Genomic DNA, 18,659 nt, shown 5'->3' on the forward strand with positions numbered 1-18,659 from the left:
AAAACATGTATTTAATCTATTATTTTTATTATCTTTATGTACAAACCAGTCTGTTACGCATAGTGAAAAGCAAATCGGCTATGTAAAGGTTAATGAAGAAGTTTCTTAAAAGAGATTACATTTGTTAACTTGATGTTATCATTACGCTATATTTATAAATATGTAAATGAAATTAGATTTCATTGATGAGATAAGAAATATTTAAGTTCATTCTTAATTTTTTTGAAAATAATTAGAAAATAGCGCGTATTTAATTAACTGATTAAAACAATAATTAGTGGTGTATTTACCATGTTATAAGTACATAGTTTACTTATGATGTTAATCAGCAAGGACGTAATAATATATTTTTTCATATAAGCTTATTCATTCAACATATTGAATTACAACGTTGTGATAAAAGAGTGAAATCCGCTTATAACAAAAAAATAGTAAAATAGGGATAAACGCATAAAAAGGGGAAAAAGTGAGTGTTGATAGCAAAAAGTTCACACTAATAGGACTAATCCTTGTATTAGCTATTCTTTTATTTGTCGCTTGGAAGTGGATATTTCCACGGCCACAATTTGCCCATGTGGTTTCAGCAACACCGATTAAATCAACCGTTTTTGTGACAGAAGAGTATTGCCATCGTATTGGACTGCCTACACAATTTACACCAGAAAAATTATCGCGTTTTCATCCCGCAGAGCAAGAGTGCCGTGTTTTCTATATGATAGAAGCGCTAAACAATAAAAGTATTGCTCACTTCCCTTATGCTCAATTTAGAGAATGTATTCCCATTTACCGCCAAGAAAGGCGAGTTATCGGTTATGATGTGCTTTACACAATTGATGGTACACCGGGTAAAGTGAGAACGACATTTAAACCGGGCGATATCATCGCGCTAGATAGCGATGGCCGACTTGTTTTGGAGCAAGAGCCATATTGTTCTATGAATGAAAATATTCCTTGCCGTAAAGAGTAACGGTTTTCTTTTTAGCATTAACGCTGATAACTGATAAGATAAAAAAGGCCTAATATTTATTATGTTAGGCCTTTTTGTATTTTATTATCTAAACAGACAATGCGTTTATTTTGTGTTCACTAAAAGCGGTGAGCATATCGTCGATAAAAGTGAGTCGTTTTTCTCGATCGGTTAGGCTTATCATAAATTTCAATTTGGTAGGGCCATCTAAACGGAAGACGCTCGGTTGCTCTTGCAATAAACCGATTAAATAAGTCGGGTCGACATTATTTTTTTCACCAAACTCAATAAAGCCACCTTTGTCATGGGCTTCAATGCGAGATATACCTAAACTCATGGCGCTTAATCGAATAGCCGCATTACGTAATAAGTTGCGTCCTGCATCAGGTAAGGTGCCGAATCTATCAATAAGCTCTGCCCTTAGATCATTAAGTTCATTTAAGTCTTTGGCACTGGCAATACGTTTATAGAAAGAGAGTCTTACATTGATATCAGGAATATAGTCATCGGGCAATAGCACCGGCATTCTTAATTCAATTTCGGTTTGCTGATTGGTCAGATCTTCTAATGATGGCTCTCGACCCTCTTTTAATGCTTCAACTGCACTTTCTAGTAACTCCATATATAAAGAGAAGCCAACGGTATTCATTTGACCGCTTTGCTCTTCACCTAATAACTCTCCCGCACCACGAATTTCTAGATCATGTGTGGCTAAAGCAAAACCTGCGCCGAGATCTTCTAGGGAGGCAATCGCTTCTAAGCGTTTATGGGCATCTTTAGTCATTGCTTTGGGATGAGGGGTTAATAGATAAGCATAGGCTTGATGGTGAGAGCGACCAACGCGTCCACGTAATTGGTGTAGCTGCGCTAAACCAAAGTGATCAGCACGTTCAATAATAATGGTATTGGCACTCGGAATATCAATACCCGTTTCTATAATGGTGGTGCAGAGCAATACATTAAATCGTTGATGGTGAAAATCGTTCATCACACGTTCAAGCTCACGTTCACGCATTTGCCCATGGCCAATACCAATACGAGCTTCAGGTACTAACTGTGCTAGCCTATCACGCGCTTTCTCTATATTTTCAACATCGTTATATAAATAGTACACTTGCCCGCCACGTAATGTTTCACGCAAGATAGCCTCTCTAACAACCAGATCATCATATTCGCGGACAAATGTTTTAACGGATAAACGGCGAGCGGGTGGGGTGGCAATAATTGACAGATCACGCATACCACTCATCGCCATATTTAGCGTACGAGGAATAGGGGTGGCGGTTAAGGTTAATATATCGACATTGGCACGCATTGCTTTAATACGCTCTTTATGACGTACACCGAAGCGATGCTCCTCATCAACAATTAATAACCCTAAGTCTTTCCATTGAATGCCCGGTTGTAATAATTTATGTGTACCAATAACGATATCAATGGTGCCTTCTGCTAATTTTTCGGTGATCTGCTGTTGCTCTTTGGCACTACGAAAACGTGAGATCATCTCAATATTGACTGGCCAATTAGCAAAGCGATCACGAAAGTTTTCAAAGTGTTGTTGAGCCAGTAGGGTAGTAGGCACCAAAATAGCCACTTGCTTATTGTTGCTTATTGCAAGAAATGCCGCACGCATAGCAACTTCTGTCTTACCAAAACCAACATCACCACATACTAGCCTATCCATGGCAATGGCTTGGCACATATCACTTAATACGGCATTAATCGCCATCTCTTGATCGGGTGTGGTTTCAAAGGGGAAGCTTTGGCGGAAAGTGTGATATTGTTCTTTATCTAATTTAAACGCAAAACCAGATTTAACGGCTCGTTGAGCGTAGACATCTAATAATTCCGCCGCCACATCACGCACTTTTTCAGCTGCTTTTTGGCGCGCACGAGTCCAAGCATCACCCCCTAATTTATGAAGAGGTGCATTTTCATCCGCCCCACCAGAGTAGCGACTGATCAAATGCAGTGACGAAACAGGAACATAGAGTTTGTCATCTCCCGCATACGAGAGGATCAAGTACTCTGCTTTTACGCCACCCGCTTCTAAGGTGGTCATACCTTGATAACGACCCACCCCATGCTGAAGATGGACAACAGGTTGTCCGGGACTTAATTCTGCCAGATTGCGGATCAGTGTATCGGTATTGATGGTGCGACGATTTTCTTGACGGCGACGGTGGACTCGCTCACCTAACATATCACTTTCGCAGATCAGCGCTAACTGACGATAATTGTCAATAAAGCCATGCTCTGCAGAGCCAATAATAAAATAACACCCTTTCTCTTTAGCATCCGCTAATTCAATAATTTGTTTGGGGGCAATTTTAATTCTAGATAAGAGCTCTTGAACGGTTTCCCGCCGGCCTTCACTTTCAACCGAAAAAACAATACTGCCAGAAAATTGCTCTTGGAAACGGCGTAGATTATCAAGCGGTGATTTACTTTGTGCATTGACTGATAAATCAGGCAGTGGTTGATAACCTAAATTGGTATAACCCGCTTTTTCCGGCAGTACTTGCGTTTTAAGTTGAATACGTGGCCACTGTTTTAACTGTTGATTGAGCGTTTCGACATTAAGCCAAATATCATCTGGTGGCAGTAATGGCCGCATGGGATCAACACGACGGCTTTCATAACGTTGATTGATATCTTGCCAAAATTTATCAGCGCAATCTTGCAGATCTTGCGTCACAATTAAGGTGTTTTGTGGGAAATAAGCAAATAAATTGGATAATGGCTGACTAAAAAAGAGCGGTTGCCAGTATTCAATCCCTGCGGGTAATACTTGCTTACTTACTTGTTGATAGATATGTTCAGGATCACGTCTTACTTCAAAACGTTCACGCCATTGGCTACGAAAGAGTTCAATCGCATTAGGATCAGTTGGAAACTCATGAGCCGGTAATAGTTTGATCTGCTCGACTTCTGTTAAGGTGCGTTGCGTATCAACATCAAAAGTTCTTAGGCTATCTATCTCATCATCAAAAAAGTCAATTCGATAAGGAAATTCACTGCCCATCGGGAATAGGTCAAGTAATGCGCCGCGTGTTGCATACTCGCCATGTTCTAACACTTGTTCTACATGACGATAACCCGCCTCATCAAATGTTTTGCGTAAATTGTCGCGAGAAAGTTGCTCTCCTTTACTCATTATTAATGCATGACTTGCGAGATAATCTGTTGGGCAGACTTTTTGCATTAACGTATTGACGGGTAAGATTAAAATTCCCTTGAGAAGTGATGGAATACGGTATAGCGTAGAAAGGCGGTTAGAGATTATTTCTTGATGGGGAGAAAAACTGTCGTAAGGCAATGTTTCCCAATCAGATAATGTCTCTACAGGATAATCACAAAACTGACGGATTTCATCTTGTAAACGCAGTGCATTTTGCATATCACGAGTGACAAGAACGACTAATCCAGCATGACGTTTGATGATTTCTGCACATTCTAGGGCGCAAGCGGCACCTGTCAGCTGACCCAGCTGGCGAGTATCCCCTTGTTTTACAGGAAGTTGATAACGATATTCTGAGGACATAAGCGTGTAATGTGAACTCTTGGTTGTAGTTAACTCCCAACACATCTTTAGCGACATCGCCAAAGCTTAAACTGGCGGGCAGGTTAAGATAAAAGAAAAAACCACAGTTTGGGAATAGAGTGGTTCCATTCAGTAAGACTACCCTTTATTATCCCTGAACACTTAGCATTAGCAACAGGAACAGCACAGTTTTCATGTACAATTCTGTCTCATTTTTTATAGGGCTCCGTTATATGCGGGGTCGCGCAGTCGACAAATTTGGTCGATTCGTCTCATGGCTATCCGCTTTAGGGATTATGCTGGGTGTTGCGGCATTGATCACAGTGACTTCTGTGATGAATGGCTTTGAACGCTCATTACAAAACAGCATTTTGGCCTATATTCCACAAGCTGTTATCACAACACCCAATGGGCAGCTACCCAAACAAGATAGTACTGCACAAATGTTATTAAAACGAGAAGATGTTATCAATGTCGTTCCTTTAGTTGAAGGGGATGTGGTATTACAAAGTAAAGATAATATCGGTGTTGGCGTGATGTTAGGGATTGATAAAGCACAAGATGAACCCCTAACACAGTTTATTCGCTATGGCGATTTCTCGTTATTAAAACCGGGAGAATATGGTGTGATCCTCGGTAGTGGTTTAGCTAAACAGCTAAAAACCAAAGAAGGGGATAGCATTCGCCTTATTGTTCCCGGCGTAAGCCAACTCACCCCAATGGGCCGAGTGCCTAGCCAACGACTGTTTACAGTCAAAGGTATTTTCCAAAGTGGTGGTGATGCTGATGCTTCTCAACTTCTGGTCAATCAACAAGATGCGGCGCGTTTGATGCGCTATCAACCCGGCAATATTACCGGATGGCGTCTATTCTTCTCAACCCCCCTTAATATTGAAAAATACAGTGCTGAACCTTTGCCAGCAGGTTTAAGTTGGAAAGATTGGCGTGAACGAAAGGGCGAATTTTTCCAAGCAGTGAAAATGGAAAAAAATATGATGGGCTTATTATTAAGCCTAATTATTGCGGTCGCCGCGTTTAATATTATTACTTCGCTTTCATTACTGGTGATGGAAAAACAAGGTGAAGTGGCAATATTACAAACCATGGGCTTAAAGCGTTCGCAGATAATGTCTATTTTTATGCTACAAGGGGCAGGGGCCGGTATTTTAGGTGCTATTGCCGGAGGTTTGTTAGGGGCGTTACTATCAAGCCAACTAAATGTGATTATGCCTGCGGTAGGGCTTATTCCTCATGGGGTAGAATTACCCGCGACTTTAGAGTGGAGCCGAGTCTTTATGATTGGTTTTGCCGCAATTGTGATTTCACTATTATCGACTTTATACCCGTCTTGGCGGGCCGCAACTATTCAGCCAGCAGAGGCGCTACGTTATGAGTAATACCCCTTTATTACAATGTCATGCACTTTGTAAGCAGTATCAAGATGGTGCTATTTCAACACAAGTCTTAAAATCCGTCTCTTTCGCGATCAATCAAGGTGATTTTATGGCGATTGTCGGTAGCTCAGGTTCAGGTAAAAGTACCCTATTACATTTATTGGGTGGTTTAGACTCTCCAACCTCAGGTGAAGTGATATTTAAAGGGCAATCGCTCAATAAATTAACTTCAACGGCAAAAGCGGATTTACGTAATACTCAATTGGGTTTTATCTACCAATTCCACCATTTGTTACCTGATTTTACTGCATTAGAAAATGTTGCAATGCCTTTAATGATTGGTGGAATGAGTGCAGTAAAGGCTAAACAGAAAGCGATGTCTTTACTTGATGCCGTAGGATTAACTGCTCGTGCACATCATCGTCCTTCTGAGTTATCTGGGGGAGAAAGACAACGTGTTGCTATTGCTAGAGCCTTAGTAAACGATCCGGCGTTAGTTTTAGCCGATGAGCCGACAGGTAATCTTGACCAAAAAAATGCGGAAGGTATTTTCGAATTACTCATGAAATTAAATAAAGAAAAGAAAACTGCCTTTTTGGTTGTTACTCATGATTTATCTCTCGCGGCACGCTTTCAACGTCAACTTGAAATGAAAGATGGTCAATTAGAGTCTCAAGAAGCGATTTCAGGAGTGGAATAATGGCGCAGTTGCCACTTGCTTTAGTTACCGCATTACGTTTTTCAAAAGGACGAAAACGTGCTGGTATGGTGTCATTAATTTCGATTATCTCAACGCTGGGCATTATGTTGGGTGTAGCGGTATTGATTATCGGATTAAGTGCCATGAACGGTTTTGAACGTGAATTAAAAAACCGCATTCTTTCTGTGGTTCCCCATGGACAAATTTATTCGGTAGAACAACCCTTTATATCTTGGCAACCGGCACTATCTCGGATTGAAAATACTGAGGGTGTCGTTGCTGCTGCCCCCTATATTTTATTAACCGGATTACTTGAAAAAGGAACAGAATTAAAAGCGGTACAAGTGATGGGGGTTGAACCGAATAAACAAAGTGATATCAGTTTATTACCGAGCTATGTGCAAAATAATGCATGGCAACATTTTCAAGCGGGTCAACAGCAAATCATTATTGGCCAAGGTGTTGCCGATGCCTTAAAAATCAAACAAGGTGATTGGTTAACTATTCTGATCCCTAACAATGATGATCCGAAAAAGCTATTACAACCTAAACGCATTCGTTTACAAGTCAGCGGCATATTTAAACTCAGTGGTATGCTCGATCACCAATTAGCGTTAATTCCATTGGCAGATGCGCAACAGTATCTTGATTACGGCAAAGGAATTACGGGTATTGAAGTGAAAACAAGCGATCCATTTCTAGCTAATGAAATTATTCATAATGCTGGCTTAAATAGCCAAGCCTATGTTTATGCTAAAAGCTGGATCAGCGATTATGGTTATATGTATAGCGATATTCAGATGATCCGCAGCATTATGTATCTCTCAATGATTTTAGTGATTGGGGTTGCTTGTTTTAATATTGTCTCGACGCTGATTATGGCGGTAAGAGATAAGAGCGGAGATATTGCTATTTTACGAACGTTAGGTGCAAGAGATAGCCATATTCGCAATATTTTCTTATGGTACGGACTGTTGTCAGGCATGATCGGATGCGTGGCCGGTGTTATTATGGGGGTAGTTGTCTCACTAAATTTAACCCCTATTGTCTCGGTAATTGAATCCATGACAGGGCATAGTGTGCTATCAGGAGATGTCTATTTTGTCGATTTCTTACCTTCAGAAATACATGCAATTGATGTTTTCTCCGTATTTTTGACGACGGTTATTTTGAGTTTGATTGCCAGTTGGTATCCTGCTCGTCGAGCAACTAAACTCGATCCTGCTAGAATTTTAAGTGGACAGTAAGTTTATTGACATAAAATGGATATAAACGGAAATAAGACAGTAAAGTTATCAATTTTTATTGATTGTTAAATATAAAAACCAAGGATTGCCATGATGAAACTTAAACTTCGTCATCGTCGGCTTAGGAAGTTTCGTAAGATAAAAAGTTTACGTAGACAACACTCACGTTGTCGTTATTTTCATTTAACCCATAAAACGGAACATGAAATGAATTTACCCAAAGTAGTGGTGCTAACCGGGGCGGGCATTTCGGCTGAATCAGGTATAAAAACCTTTCGATCAGAAGATGGATTGTGGGAAGAGCATCGCGTTGAAGATGTGGCAACGCCAGAGGGATATCACCGCAACCCTAAGCTGGTTCAGCAGTTTTACAATGAGCGCCGTCGTCAATTACAACAACCCTCAATTCAACCTAATGAAGCACATTATGCATTAGCAAAACTTGAGCAATATCTTGGAAAGGACAATTTCCTGCTGGTGACGCAGAATATTGATAACTTACATGAAAAAGCAGGGAGTAAACATATTCTCCATATGCATGGTGAGTTATTGAAAGTCCGCTGTCCGCAATCAGGTCAAGTTTTTGAATGGAAAGGGGATTTATCAACGACAGATTATTGCCATTGTTGCCAATTTCCCTCTCCTCTACGTCCACATATTGTTTGGTTTGGCGAAATGCCAATCGGCATGGATGAAATTTATCACGCTTTAGCACAGGCAGATCTCTTTATCGCTATTGGCACTTCGGGGAATGTCTATCCTGCTGCTGGGTTTGTCCATGAAGCACGGTTAACAGGGGCTCACACGGTTGAGCTTAACCTTGAACCTAGCTTAGTGGAGAGTGAGTTTGAAGAAAAACATTATGGCCCCGCGAGCCAAGTGGTTGATGCATATGTCCATAAATTGTTTGATTTAATTAATGATCCTAAAGCTGATTTGACGCAATAATTATTTTATAGAGTTCCCTATTATTGTTATTAGAGAGATTTAGGGGGCAAAATGGATAAATTATTAGAACGGTTTTTTGAATACATTAGTTTTGATACACAATCGAAACCATCATCGAAAATGTCACCAAGTAGCGATGGTCAGCTAAAATTAGCGAAGGCACTGGTACAAGAATTAAAAAAACTGGGTTTTTCTGATGTGACACTCAGTGATAAAGGATGCGTTATGGCGAGTTTGCCCTCTAACGTATCTTGGCCTGTACCTGTTATTGGCTTTATTTCCCATCTTGATACTTCACCTGATTTTTCAGGTAAACATGTAAAACCTCAAGTGCTTGAAGATTACCGTGGTGGTGATATCGCGCTAGGTATTGGTGATGAAGTATTATCACCGGTTATGTTTCCAATTTTACACTCAATGATTGGTAAAACATTAATTACAACGGATGGTAAAACTCTATTAGGTGCTGATGATAAAGCCGGTATCGCAGAGATAGTCACTGCGATGGTACGTTTAAAAGCACAAAATCGACCTCATGGTGATATCCGTATTGCATTTACGCCGGATGAAGAGATAGGGCGTGGTGCACATTATGTCGACCTAAAAGCATTTGGTGCTAACTGGGCATATACCGTTGATGGTGGAGGTGTGGGCGAATTGGAATATGAAAATTTCAATGCCGCTTCTGTGAGTATTAAAATCGTTGGTAATAATGTTCATCCCGGTAGTGCCAAAGGCGTGATGGTAAATGCGTTAGGACTCGCTTCGCGTATTCACCAAGAATTACCTGTTGAAGAGACCCCTGAAAACACAGAAGGCTATGAAGGTTTTTATCACCTACAAAGTATTAAAGGTACGGTGGAAAGAGCCGAAATGCACTATATTATTCGTGATTTTGATCGCAATCAGTTTGAAAAGCGTAAACAAAACATGATCACGATTGCTGAAAAAGTAGGTAAAGGTCTACATCCTGATTGCTATATTGAACTAACTATTGATGATAGCTACTACAATATGCATGATAAAGTGGTTCAGTATCCACATGTTATTGATATTGCAAAACAAGCAATGATTGATTGTGATATTGAACCTGATATTAAGCCTATTCGTGGTGGTACAGACGGTGCTCAGCTTTCTTACCGTGGATTACCTTGCCCAAATATCTTTACGGGTGGTTATAATTTTCATGGCAAACATGAATTTATCTCTTTAGAAGGTATGGAAGCCGCAGTAAGTGTTATTATGCGAATTGCTGAAATTACTGCCGAAAGAGAAAAAGCAAAAGTTATTTGTTAATAGAGCAGTTATGTAAAATAATTGCCCCATAATAGCCGACAATCTCGGCTATTATTTTATCTTTGTATTTTAAATATAGGGTTTGTTTTCATATTATTTAAAATTAAACTTTAAAAATAAGTTTGTTTTTTATAAGTTATTGGCCGATTATTTCAAATAATATTCTTTATAATCTAAATAAAATGATATAAGGATATTTGCGTAATGGCTGTACTCTCCAAAATAATAATAAAACAAACAAGATCAGAATGTCTGTGTAAAAAAATACCGATAACCAGTGATAATACTTTTAGTAAACAAGAGTATAAAGCATCGTTTATTATCGTTTTCAGCTATTTTTTAATTACCCATCTTATTATATTTTCTTTATATTTATCAAATGATAAGCATACCTGGTTACTTTTAGGGCTACAGAGTGCGTTCTTTATCATTTTGCCATGGTTATTTTATGGCACAAGAACGTTACTAAAAGAGGCAATATATTATTTAATAAGATAACAGTTACTGTTTATTTAAATAGTTAAAATAACACCCAGCTATAATTAGCTGGGTGTGTTTGTATAAAAATAGTTTATTTATACTTAATCTTCAAAATACCAATAGCCTTGGTTAACAAGATGCGTCAATAAGCGTATAAATTTTGGATCTGCTAAAGCATCACCTAAATGTTGTTTATCAATACAATCATATTGGCAAAGGGCATCGGCAGCTTCAATATGATGAGTATCCATTAATTCACCATTAACAAAGCAACTATCACCAACACGCAGTGCGCGAATACCGTTTAAACGATGAAGTTGTTCACCTTGTTGCAGTAAATCGTGGATCTCAGCATTTTCATATAAAGGTTCAGGAATGGCCAAGTCAAGTTCATGGCGAGATTGAGAAATAAACTCCCCAAACCAATGACGGAATACTTCGGGTTGGGCAAGTAGGTCTTCCATCATATCATGCAACTTATTTAATTCTTGATGTTGGACTAATGCCGGATTCTCTCGAGGAGTAAGATCAGGATCACTGTAACGGTAGCTTCCTAAGTCATTTGCTAAAACATAGTCAGCAAAACCGCTAAATAGCTCTCGTGCATTAGGTGCTCTAAAGCCAACAGAATAGTTTAGTGATTCTTCAATGGCGTAGCCTTCATGAGGAAATCCAGGTGGAATATACAGAATATCACCCGGCTCTAATTCTTCATCGATAATGGCGTCAAAAGGATCAACTTGAAGTAAATCCGGGTGAGGGCAGTGCTGTTTCATTGGGATTTTCTCACCCACACGCCAACGACGACGACCTTGCCCTTGAATAATAAATACGTCATATTGATCAAGATGAGGACCCACGCCGCCTCCGGGAACAGAGTAAGAGATCATCAAATCATCAATACGCCAATCGGGCAACACACGAAAAGGTTTCATCAATGCCGCACTTGGAAAATGCCAGTGATCGACCGCTTGAACTAATAACGACCAATCTTTATCGCCCAAACCTTCAAAGTGCTCAAAAGGCCCATGTTTAACTCCCCATTGCCCATCTTGACAACTCACAAGACGGCTATCCACTTCATCTTCCATTGCAAGACCTGCAAGTTCATCAGGAGATAAAGGATCAACAAAACCAGAGAAGCCGTTTTTGATTAATAAAGGACGCTTTTGCCAATGGCTTTCTAAAAATGATTGCCAATCTAAATTAAGTTTATAGTCCATTGTGTATTTCCTGAATTTGGGAAGCCTAAAAATATCATATAATGAATTACAACTTCCTGCTAAACATTCCTTGGTGCAATGTGAGTAATAACGAGTAATATACTGACAACTGCGTAGTTATCATACATCTCGCAATCTTATTGTGATAAGACCTAAATTAAATCAGCAATAATATAAGTTGATAGAGAAGAGCGTTACTCTATTTCAGTAGTGAGTTGTTGCTCAGCAAAGGTGACGATGAGTCTTGCCCCCCCTAATGGACTATCAGTAATGGTGATATCACCGTTATATTGCTCAATAATATCAACAGCAATTGATAATCCTAAGCCTTGTCCTGGGCGCAATGTATCTGCACGTGTACCACGCTGAAAAATAAGCTCCCTTTTTTCTGGGCTGACTCCTGGGCCATCATCATCTACGGTGATAATCACACAATTGTCATCATGACTTACATTGATCTCGACAAACTCTAAGCAGTACTTACAAGCATTATCAAGTACATTTCCCATGACTTCCATAAAATCATTCTTTTCACCTAACCACATCATTTCAGGGGAAACATTTAACGTTATATCAACGCCTTTGGATTGATAGACCTTAGTAAGTGCACTACAAAGATTGTCAAGTAAGCCTGATAAAGAGTGGAGCTTACGTGTTGTTATATCGTGATCACTGTGAAGAGAAGCTCGATGTAAATAATAACCAACTTGCTGTGAAATTCGTTCAATTTGACTTTGCATAATCGGCTCAGCTTGTTCTATAGACATTTGTTTGCCAGCACGTAGAGCACGTAATGTTGATTGTAAAACAGCAAGGGGGGTTTTTAAGCTATGAGTTAGATCAGATAAACTGGTACGGTATTTACTATAACGGTTGCGTTCATTACGCAATAAAATGTTGAGATTATAAACTAATCCTTTGAGCTCTTTAGGGGGATTTTCATCTAAATTATCGCGAGTGCCTTTTTCCAACGCACTAATCTGCTCAATAATGGATTTAATCGGCCTTAAACTCCAATGGGCTGCTAACCAAATTAATGGGATCACCAAAAGAAAATTAGCTAGTAATATATAGAGAAACCAATCCCAGACTCTACTTACATTTTGCAGACTTTGAGGAATAGGATCGATAACCGCAATGGATAGATAAGGCATATTATCCGCCGCAGGATAGTGATTAATAACCACGGAATGCGTTAAGGTATCATTACTTGAATATTCGTTGAGTTTTTTTAGATAGGCACGATATTGAGGCAGTTGCTGTAACATAAAACGTGTCGTTTTAACATTCACACTAATTTCAAATAAGCCTTCTTTATTGCGCCATTTTGGCGCGATACTGTTTGGGATCACCTGAGGTAAATCCGTTGGCGTCCATAGCACATTGCCTTTCTCGTCGAAGATAACCACCAGCGATGTGTTGTTGTTATTGAGGTTAGTCGGAAATTCAATCTGCAATTGCCCATCTTTCCATTGCGCTAAGCTATAGTAGAGATTACTTTGGCTGCGCATTAGCATAAAAGTCGTTTTATCAAAACTGACAATAGAACCGACTATGGCAACCAAACCATAAGAGAGTGTCAGTGCTAAAATAATGGCGCTGGTGGCAAGTAAAAATCTTGTTCGTAAAGAGAAGGGCGAACGTTGTTTTTTATGCATATTAAGCTTTCATATCAAAACGATAACCTTGTCCACGTACAGTTACAATGACATCATTATCATATTTTTGGAGAATTTTTTTGCGCAGACGCCCCATAAGCACATCAATGGTATGACTTTCTCGCTGCTCTGCATCAGGATAAAGTTGGCGCATTAGCACATCTTTGCTCACCACTTTGTTTTGATTACGCATTAATGTTTCTAAAATAGTATATTCGAATGCAGTGAGCTTGATTTGCTCACCTAAGATCATGAACTCTTTACGTGATAAATCCAACTCAAAAGGGGCAATAGTCAGTATTTGTGAGGCAATGCCCATGTTTCTTCGCATTAATGCCTGAACGCGTGCCACGATCTCTTCAAAATGAAAAGGCTTTGTCACATAATCATCAGCACCGGCATTTAATGCGGTCACTTTTTCCTGCCAGCTTTCTCGAGCCGTTAATACCATAATGGGAATAGTAATATTATTTTCCCGCCATCGACGAATAAGGCTGATACCATCTTCATCAGGAAGACCTAAATCAACAATGGCGACATCAGGTGTACTTTCTGCGATAAAGTGATCGGCTTCTTTCGCATCCTGTGCTGCATCAACTTGATGTCCTGCATCGCGAAACTGCACAGATAAATGATGGCGAAGTAAGATATTATCTTCAATAATTAAGATCCGCATATTCCACCTTGTGTACATCAGTAAAAATCAGTTGCTGTAAGAGAAATTAAGATAATGATAGTCAATCTAGCACCTAAAAAATACCGTAACGGACAATGTGTTTAAGTTATAGATAGTTTTTATCTTATTTAGGACGGGTAATCGATATAAAAAAAGGCAGAGATTATCTGCCTTTTAAGTATGGGATAAATTAATCTAATTTATCAACAAGTTGACTGGCAAAACCAATATAGCTTTCAGGTGTCATCGCTTTTAAGCGTGCTTTTTCTTGTTCTGGTAGCGCTAAACCGTCAATAAACACAACCATATCTTGTGCCGTGATCCGTTTACCACGAGTTAACTCTTTAAGTTTTTCATAAGGTTTTTCAATACCATAGCGACGCATAACCGTTTGGATTGGTTCAGCAAGAACTTCCCAGTTGCTATCTAACTCTTCACGAAGATGACTTTCATTAACTTCTAATTTATTTAAGCCTTTCATGGTTGATTGGTAAGCGATTAATGCATAACCGATACCGACACCTAGGTTACGTAGTACGGTTGAGTCAGTTAAATCACGTTGCCAACGCGAAACTGGTAATTTGCTGGAAAGATGCCCCATAACGGCATTAGCTAAACCTAAATTACCTTCAGAGTTTTCAAAATCGATAGGATTCACTTTATGAGGCATTGTTGATGAGCCAATCTCACCGGCAATGGTCTTCTGTTTGAAGTGATTAAGAGCGATATAACCCCAAATATCACGGTCAAAATCAATTAAAATTGTATTAAAGCGGCTGATGCAATCAAAAAGCTCGGCAATATAGTCGTGTGGCTCAATTTGAGTAGTATATGGGTTCCATGTGATCCCCAATGAAGTAACAAATTCTTCACTAAATTGGTGCCAATCAACTTCAGGATAGGCAGCTAAGTGAGCATTATAGTTACCTACTGCACCATTAATTTTACCTAAAATTTCTACTTGAGTAAGTTGGCGATATTGACGCTCCATACGGTATGCAACGTTTGCAAACTCTTTTCCTACCGTTGAAGGTGTTGCCGGTTGTCCGTGAGTACGAGAAAGCAGGGGTAAATCACGATATGCTTGCGCCATTTTACTGATAGTATCAATCAGTTCGCGCCATGCTGGTAGTAGCACTTCTTGGCGTGCTGTTTCTAACATGATGGCATGGGATAAATTATTAATATCTTCAGAAGTACAAGCGAAGTGAATAAACTCAGAAACTTGCTGTAGTGCAGGGATAGCTGCCACTTTTTCTTTTAAGAAATATTCAACCGCTTTCACATCATGATTGGTGGTGCGCTCGATAGTTTTGATACGGGCAGCATCATCTTCATTGAAGTTAGCAACAATTGCATCAAGGTAATCGATTGCGTTTTGTTCAAAGGCGGGAACTTCTTTAATGTCGGTGCAAGATGCTAGCTTTTGTAGCCAGCGAACTTCTACCTGTACACGGAATTTCAAAAGACCGAATTCACTAAAAATAGTCCGTAACGACGAGGTTTTACTACCGTAACGACCGTCAATCGGTGAAATCGCTGTCAGCGAAGATAATTCCATTGTTGGCAACTCCCAGGTTGAATTTTAAAGTATTAACATTGAGCGAGAAAATCATCAGTTTGTCGTAAGATGGTTTTTTGATGGAGTAAAAAATCAAAACGGCGACCACCTACTTGACGCCAAAGTACGGCACTACGAAGACCTGTCAGAAGTAATCCACGAACTTTGGCTTGAATAATAGGGTTTTTAAGTAACTCAATCGAACCATTAACTTGAATTTTTGGCCCTACAGGGCTGACCGCATCACTATAAACGCCAGCGAGAGCATTAAATAATCCGTCAGAAAGCGGTTCAAAATAATTTTTTTGTCGTTCAAGTTGAGATATTTTTTGTGATAAATGCGAACTGTAATCGTTATTTTTGTTGATGATACGTTCAAGGTTAATCAGGCCTTGTTGATAAGTCATCAACTCAAACGTGAGTTTTTCTCTTCTTACCGCTTGATGGATAGCTTTTATAGTTTGAAAACCTAATTTCAAATGACTTATTTGATTACCATAAACATCCAAGGTTGAAGTTGGGTTGATATTAAAAATGCTGTTAACCATGACTTCAACATCTTTCTCGTCTGCATTCCCTTGATAAGCAATCTGCTGAACAAGACGACTTGCCTGGCAGATACCTGCCAGTGCAAGGGTAATATCACGAAAATCTTTAGCCACATCTACTCCTGAATACGTGTTTCAATAATACCGCCACCTAAACAGACTTCGTCTTGATAGAAAACGGCCGATTGCCCCGGTGTAACAGCAGCAACAGGATAGTCAAAACGGACTTCAATTTTATCTTCATCTAATGGTGTTACTGTACACGGAATATCAGCTTGGCGATATCGTGTTTTCACCGTGCAACGAAAAGCTTCGGTAATAGGCTCTCTTGCGACCCAATGAAGTTGTTGAGCAATTAAGCCTACGGACATTAATCGAGGGTGTTCATGACCTTGTGCGACAATTAATATGTTATTTGCAACATCTTTATCGACTACATACCAAGGATCTTCGCTACCTTCTTTTGTGCCACCGATACCCAGACCTTTACGTTGACCTAAGGTGTGATACATCAACCCTTGATGTTCACCAATGGTTTCGCCATCTACGGTGACGATAGGACCCGGTTTGGCAGGTAAATAGCGCGATAAGAAATCAGTAAACTTGCGTTCACCGATAAAGCAGATCCCCGTAGAGTCTTTTTTCTTCGCGGTGGCTAAATCAAGCTTCTCGGCAATTTTTCTCACCTCAGGTTTTTCCATTTCACCGACAGGGAAAAGGCTTTGGGCGATTTGCTGATGACTTAATGTATATAAGAAGTAGCTTTGATCTTTGTTGTTATCAACACCGCGCAGTAATTGGCTTTTACCATCAATATCACGGCGACGAACATAGTGCCCCGTTGCAATATAGTCGGCCCCTAAATCTTCAGCTGCATATTCTAAAAATGCTTTAAATTTTATCTCTTTATTACATAGAATATCGGGATTAGGGGTGCGGCCAGCTTTATATTCAGATAAAAAGTGTTCAAATACATTATCCCAATATTCAGCGGCAAAATTGATAGTGTGAAGTTCTATGCCAAGCTTATCGCACACGGCTTGCGCGTCGGCAAGGTCGGCAGAAGCTGAGCAATATTCTGTATCGTCATCTTCTTCCCAGTTCTTCATAAACAGACCAACGACCTGATATCCCTGTTCCTTAAGAAGATAGGCTGAGACGGATGAATCTACGCCACCGGACATTCCAACGATGACTTTTTTTTGGCTGTTATCTGACATGAATGGATCTCACTGCGGAAAAATAAGCGCCATACTTTACCATATCACTATCAAGGGTGCATCAAACGAATACATTTTTTGCCTTCTTAACCATGAAAGTCATTGTTAAGAGGCAAATGTTGAACCAAAGCTATCCAGTAAAGAGAGTGGATAACGTTCATTTTGTTGATAACAAAGAATACTTTCTTTTACCAGCGGTGAACGTAATTGTTGGCTATTGATTATCTCTTGCGCGGTCACCCAGTAGCAGCCATTAATATCATCGTCATGTGGTTGTGTGGCTAATTGTTCTGGTGCTTCTATCAAAAATAAAAAACGCAAAAATGGCGTATTGTCCGGTGCCACCCACTGATGTAATTTCAGAAAATATTGTACCGGCAAGGTTAAACCGGTTTCTTCCCATAACTCTCGTTGTGCCGCTTGGATCAGGGTTTCATTTGCTTCTAAATGTCCTGCGGGTTGATTCCATGTGGCTTTACCATTTACCGTTTCTTCAACAACTAAAAATTTATTGTTTGCATGAACAATACAAGCAACAGTGATATGTGGTTTAAACAAAATTAATCTCCTTCCATTGACCCGGTAATAGATTATCCAAGGTAATATTTCCCATGCTAAAACGAATTAAGCGTAATGTGGGATAACCAATATGGGCAGTCATACGTCTAACTTGGCGGTTTTTTCCTTCAAATAAAGTGATTTTTAACCAGCTAGTCGGAATAGATTGACGCTCTCTAATAGGTGGAAATCGCGTCCAAACCCACGTTGGCTGTTCTACCCTTTCAATTTTTGCAGGTAGTGTTTTCCCATCCTTTAGGTTAAGTCCTTCACGAAATTGTTGTAACGCTATCTCTGTGGGAATGCCTTCTACTTGAGCATAGTAGACTTTCCCTGTTTTTTTATTTGGTTGAGTTAATTTGGCCTGTAATTTGCCATCATTTGTTAATACTAACAGACCTTCACTATCTCTATCTAACCGTCCTGCCGCATAAATATCAGGAATGGGGATAAAATCTTTTAGCGTTTTTCTACCGCTATCATCGGTAAATTGCACAAGAACATCAAAGGGTTTATTAAAGATAATCACTTTACGCTCACCTCTAGGGCGAGAAGGTTTTTTTTGTCCTGCTAGTGCGTGAGATTTGCGTAGTTTCGATCTATTGTTAAATTGATTTGCCATAGCTATTTTTTGTCAAA

15 protein-coding genes are annotated in these 18,659 nt (G+C 39.6%); 6 read left to right on the forward strand and 9 right to left on the reverse strand.

What is annotated here, in order from left to right; all coding sequences use genetic code 11:
- The first annotated feature begins 466 nt into the window (after positions 1-466).
- Entirely contained in the window at positions 467-967 is a 501-nt protein-coding gene (gene umoD / locus AACU95_RS16960; protein WP_004247102.1) for a flagellar biogenesis regulator UmoD, read from the forward strand.
- An 88-nt stretch (positions 968-1,055) separates the two neighbouring features.
- Here the strand turns inward: umoD and mfd are convergent, their stop codons facing one another.
- Positions 1,056-4,511, reverse strand: coding sequence for a transcription-repair coupling factor (gene mfd, locus AACU95_RS16965; protein WP_141192124.1), 3,456 nt, complete (start codon positions 4,509-4,511; stop codon positions 1,056-1,058).
- 194 nt (positions 4,512-4,705) lie between these two features.
- Here mfd and lolC point away from each other — a divergent pair, with 194 nt between their 5' ends.
- The 5 genes from lolC to pepT all read left to right on the forward strand — a co-directional run bounded on the left by lolC (position 4,706) and on the right by pepT (position 10,096).
- Positions 4,706-5,908 carry a lipoprotein-releasing ABC transporter permease subunit LolC gene (gene lolC / locus AACU95_RS16970; RefSeq protein ID WP_012367767.1) on the forward strand — a complete coding sequence of 401 codons (1,203 nt, stop codon included), beginning with the start codon at positions 4,706-4,708 and terminating at the stop codon, positions 5,906-5,908.
- A complete protein-coding gene (lolD, locus tag AACU95_RS16975) occupies positions 5,901-6,605 on the forward strand; it encodes a lipoprotein-releasing ABC transporter ATP-binding protein LolD (protein WP_004247832.1) in 705 nt (234 codons plus the stop codon). The genes lolC and lolD overlap by 8 nt, the downstream gene beginning before the upstream one ends.
- A complete protein-coding gene (lolE, locus tag AACU95_RS16980) occupies positions 6,605-7,852 on the forward strand; it encodes a lipoprotein-releasing ABC transporter permease subunit LolE (RefSeq protein WP_004247833.1) in 1,248 nt (415 codons plus the stop codon). Before lolD ends, lolE begins: the two co-directional genes overlap by 1 nt.
- Positions 7,853-7,942: 90 nt before the next feature.
- A complete protein-coding gene (gene cobB / locus AACU95_RS16985) occupies positions 7,943-8,800 on the forward strand; it encodes a Sir2 family NAD+-dependent deacetylase (RefSeq protein ID WP_004247834.1) in 858 nt (285 codons plus the stop codon).
- Between the two features lie 51 nt (positions 8,801-8,851).
- Entirely contained in the window at positions 8,852-10,096 is a 1,245-nt protein-coding gene (pepT, locus tag AACU95_RS16990; protein ID WP_004247111.1) for a peptidase T, read from the forward strand.
- Positions 10,097-10,677: 581 nt separating this feature from the next.
- On the opposite strand, the gene AACU95_RS16995 is transcribed toward pepT, so the two are convergent.
- The 8 genes from AACU95_RS16995 to rluE all read right to left on the reverse strand — a co-directional run bounded on the left by AACU95_RS16995 (position 10,678) and on the right by rluE (position 18,642).
- The gene (locus AACU95_RS16995) at positions 10,678-11,799 is read right to left on the reverse strand and encodes a ribosomal protein uL16 3-hydroxylase (RefSeq protein WP_094959109.1); all 1,122 of its coding nucleotides are present in this window, start codon (positions 11,797-11,799) and stop codon (positions 10,678-10,680) included.
- Positions 11,800-11,993: 194 nt separating this feature from the next.
- Positions 11,994-13,457, reverse strand: coding sequence for a two-component system sensor histidine kinase PhoQ (gene phoQ, locus AACU95_RS17000; protein WP_141192125.1), 1,464 nt, complete (start codon positions 13,455-13,457; stop codon positions 11,994-11,996).
- Position 13,458: 1 nt separating this feature from the next.
- Positions 13,459-14,133: a two-component system response regulator PhoP gene (phoP, locus tag AACU95_RS17005; RefSeq protein ID WP_004247114.1), complete on the reverse strand. Its 675-nt coding sequence runs from the start codon at positions 14,131-14,133 to the stop codon at positions 13,459-13,461.
- A 190-nt stretch (positions 14,134-14,323) separates the two neighbouring features.
- Positions 14,324-15,694: an adenylosuccinate lyase gene (gene purB, locus AACU95_RS17010; RefSeq protein WP_012367768.1), complete on the reverse strand. Its 1,371-nt coding sequence runs from the start codon at positions 15,692-15,694 to the stop codon at positions 14,324-14,326.
- Positions 15,695-15,726: 32 nt separating this feature from the next.
- Entirely contained in the window at positions 15,727-16,356 is a 630-nt protein-coding gene (hflD, locus tag AACU95_RS17015; RefSeq protein ID WP_004247840.1) for a high frequency lysogenization protein HflD, read from the reverse strand.
- A 2-nt stretch (positions 16,357-16,358) separates the two neighbouring features.
- Positions 16,359-17,462: a tRNA 2-thiouridine(34) synthase MnmA gene (gene mnmA, locus AACU95_RS17020; RefSeq protein ID WP_004247117.1), complete on the reverse strand. Its 1,104-nt coding sequence runs from the start codon at positions 17,460-17,462 to the stop codon at positions 16,359-16,361.
- Positions 17,463-17,567: 105 nt separating this feature from the next.
- The gene (locus AACU95_RS17025; RefSeq protein WP_087726602.1) at positions 17,568-18,020 is read right to left on the reverse strand and encodes an NUDIX hydrolase; all 453 of its coding nucleotides are present in this window, start codon (positions 18,018-18,020) and stop codon (positions 17,568-17,570) included.
- A complete protein-coding gene (gene rluE, locus AACU95_RS17030; protein WP_004247119.1) occupies positions 18,013-18,642 on the reverse strand; it encodes a 23S rRNA pseudouridine(2457) synthase RluE in 630 nt (209 codons plus the stop codon). Before rluE ends, AACU95_RS17025 begins: the two co-directional genes overlap by 8 nt.
- Positions 18,643-18,659: the final 17 nt, after the last annotated feature.

Origin of the sequence: Proteus sp. G4415 (assembly GCF_963896075.1) — a bacterium.
Taxonomy (GTDB): domain Bacteria; phylum Pseudomonadota; class Gammaproteobacteria; order Enterobacterales; family Enterobacteriaceae; genus Proteus; species Proteus mirabilis.

Coding starts and splice junctions, on each gene's coding strand:
- mfd (WP_141192124.1), bottom strand. CDS start 4,511: ATGTCCTCAGAATATCGTTATCAACTTCCTGTAAAACAAGGGGATACT.
- lolC (WP_012367767.1), top strand. CDS start 4,706: ATGTACAATTCTGTCTCATTTTTTATAGGGCTCCGTTATATGCGGGGT.
- lolD (WP_004247832.1), top strand. CDS start 5,901: ATGAGTAATACCCCTTTATTACAATGTCATGCACTTTGTAAGCAGTAT.
- lolE (WP_004247833.1), top strand. CDS start 6,605: ATGGCGCAGTTGCCACTTGCTTTAGTTACCGCATTACGTTTTTCAAAA.
- cobB (WP_004247834.1), top strand. CDS start 7,943: ATGATGAAACTTAAACTTCGTCATCGTCGGCTTAGGAAGTTTCGTAAG.
- pepT (WP_004247111.1), top strand. CDS start 8,852: ATGGATAAATTATTAGAACGGTTTTTTGAATACATTAGTTTTGATACA.
- AACU95_RS16995 (WP_094959109.1), bottom strand. CDS start 11,799: ATGGACTATAAACTTAATTTAGATTGGCAATCATTTTTAGAAAGCCAT.
- phoQ (WP_141192125.1), bottom strand. CDS start 13,457: ATGCATAAAAAACAACGTTCGCCCTTCTCTTTACGAACAAGATTTTTA.
- phoP (WP_004247114.1), bottom strand. CDS start 14,133: ATGCGGATCTTAATTATTGAAGATAATATCTTACTTCGCCATCATTTA.
- purB (WP_012367768.1), bottom strand. CDS start 15,694: ATGGAATTATCTTCGCTGACAGCGATTTCACCGATTGACGGTCGTTAC.
- mnmA (WP_004247117.1), bottom strand. CDS start 17,462: ATGTCAGATAACAGCCAAAAAAAAGTCATCGTTGGAATGTCCGGTGGC.
- rluE (WP_004247119.1), bottom strand. CDS start 18,642: ATGGCAAATCAATTTAACAATAGATCGAAACTACGCAAATCTCACGCA.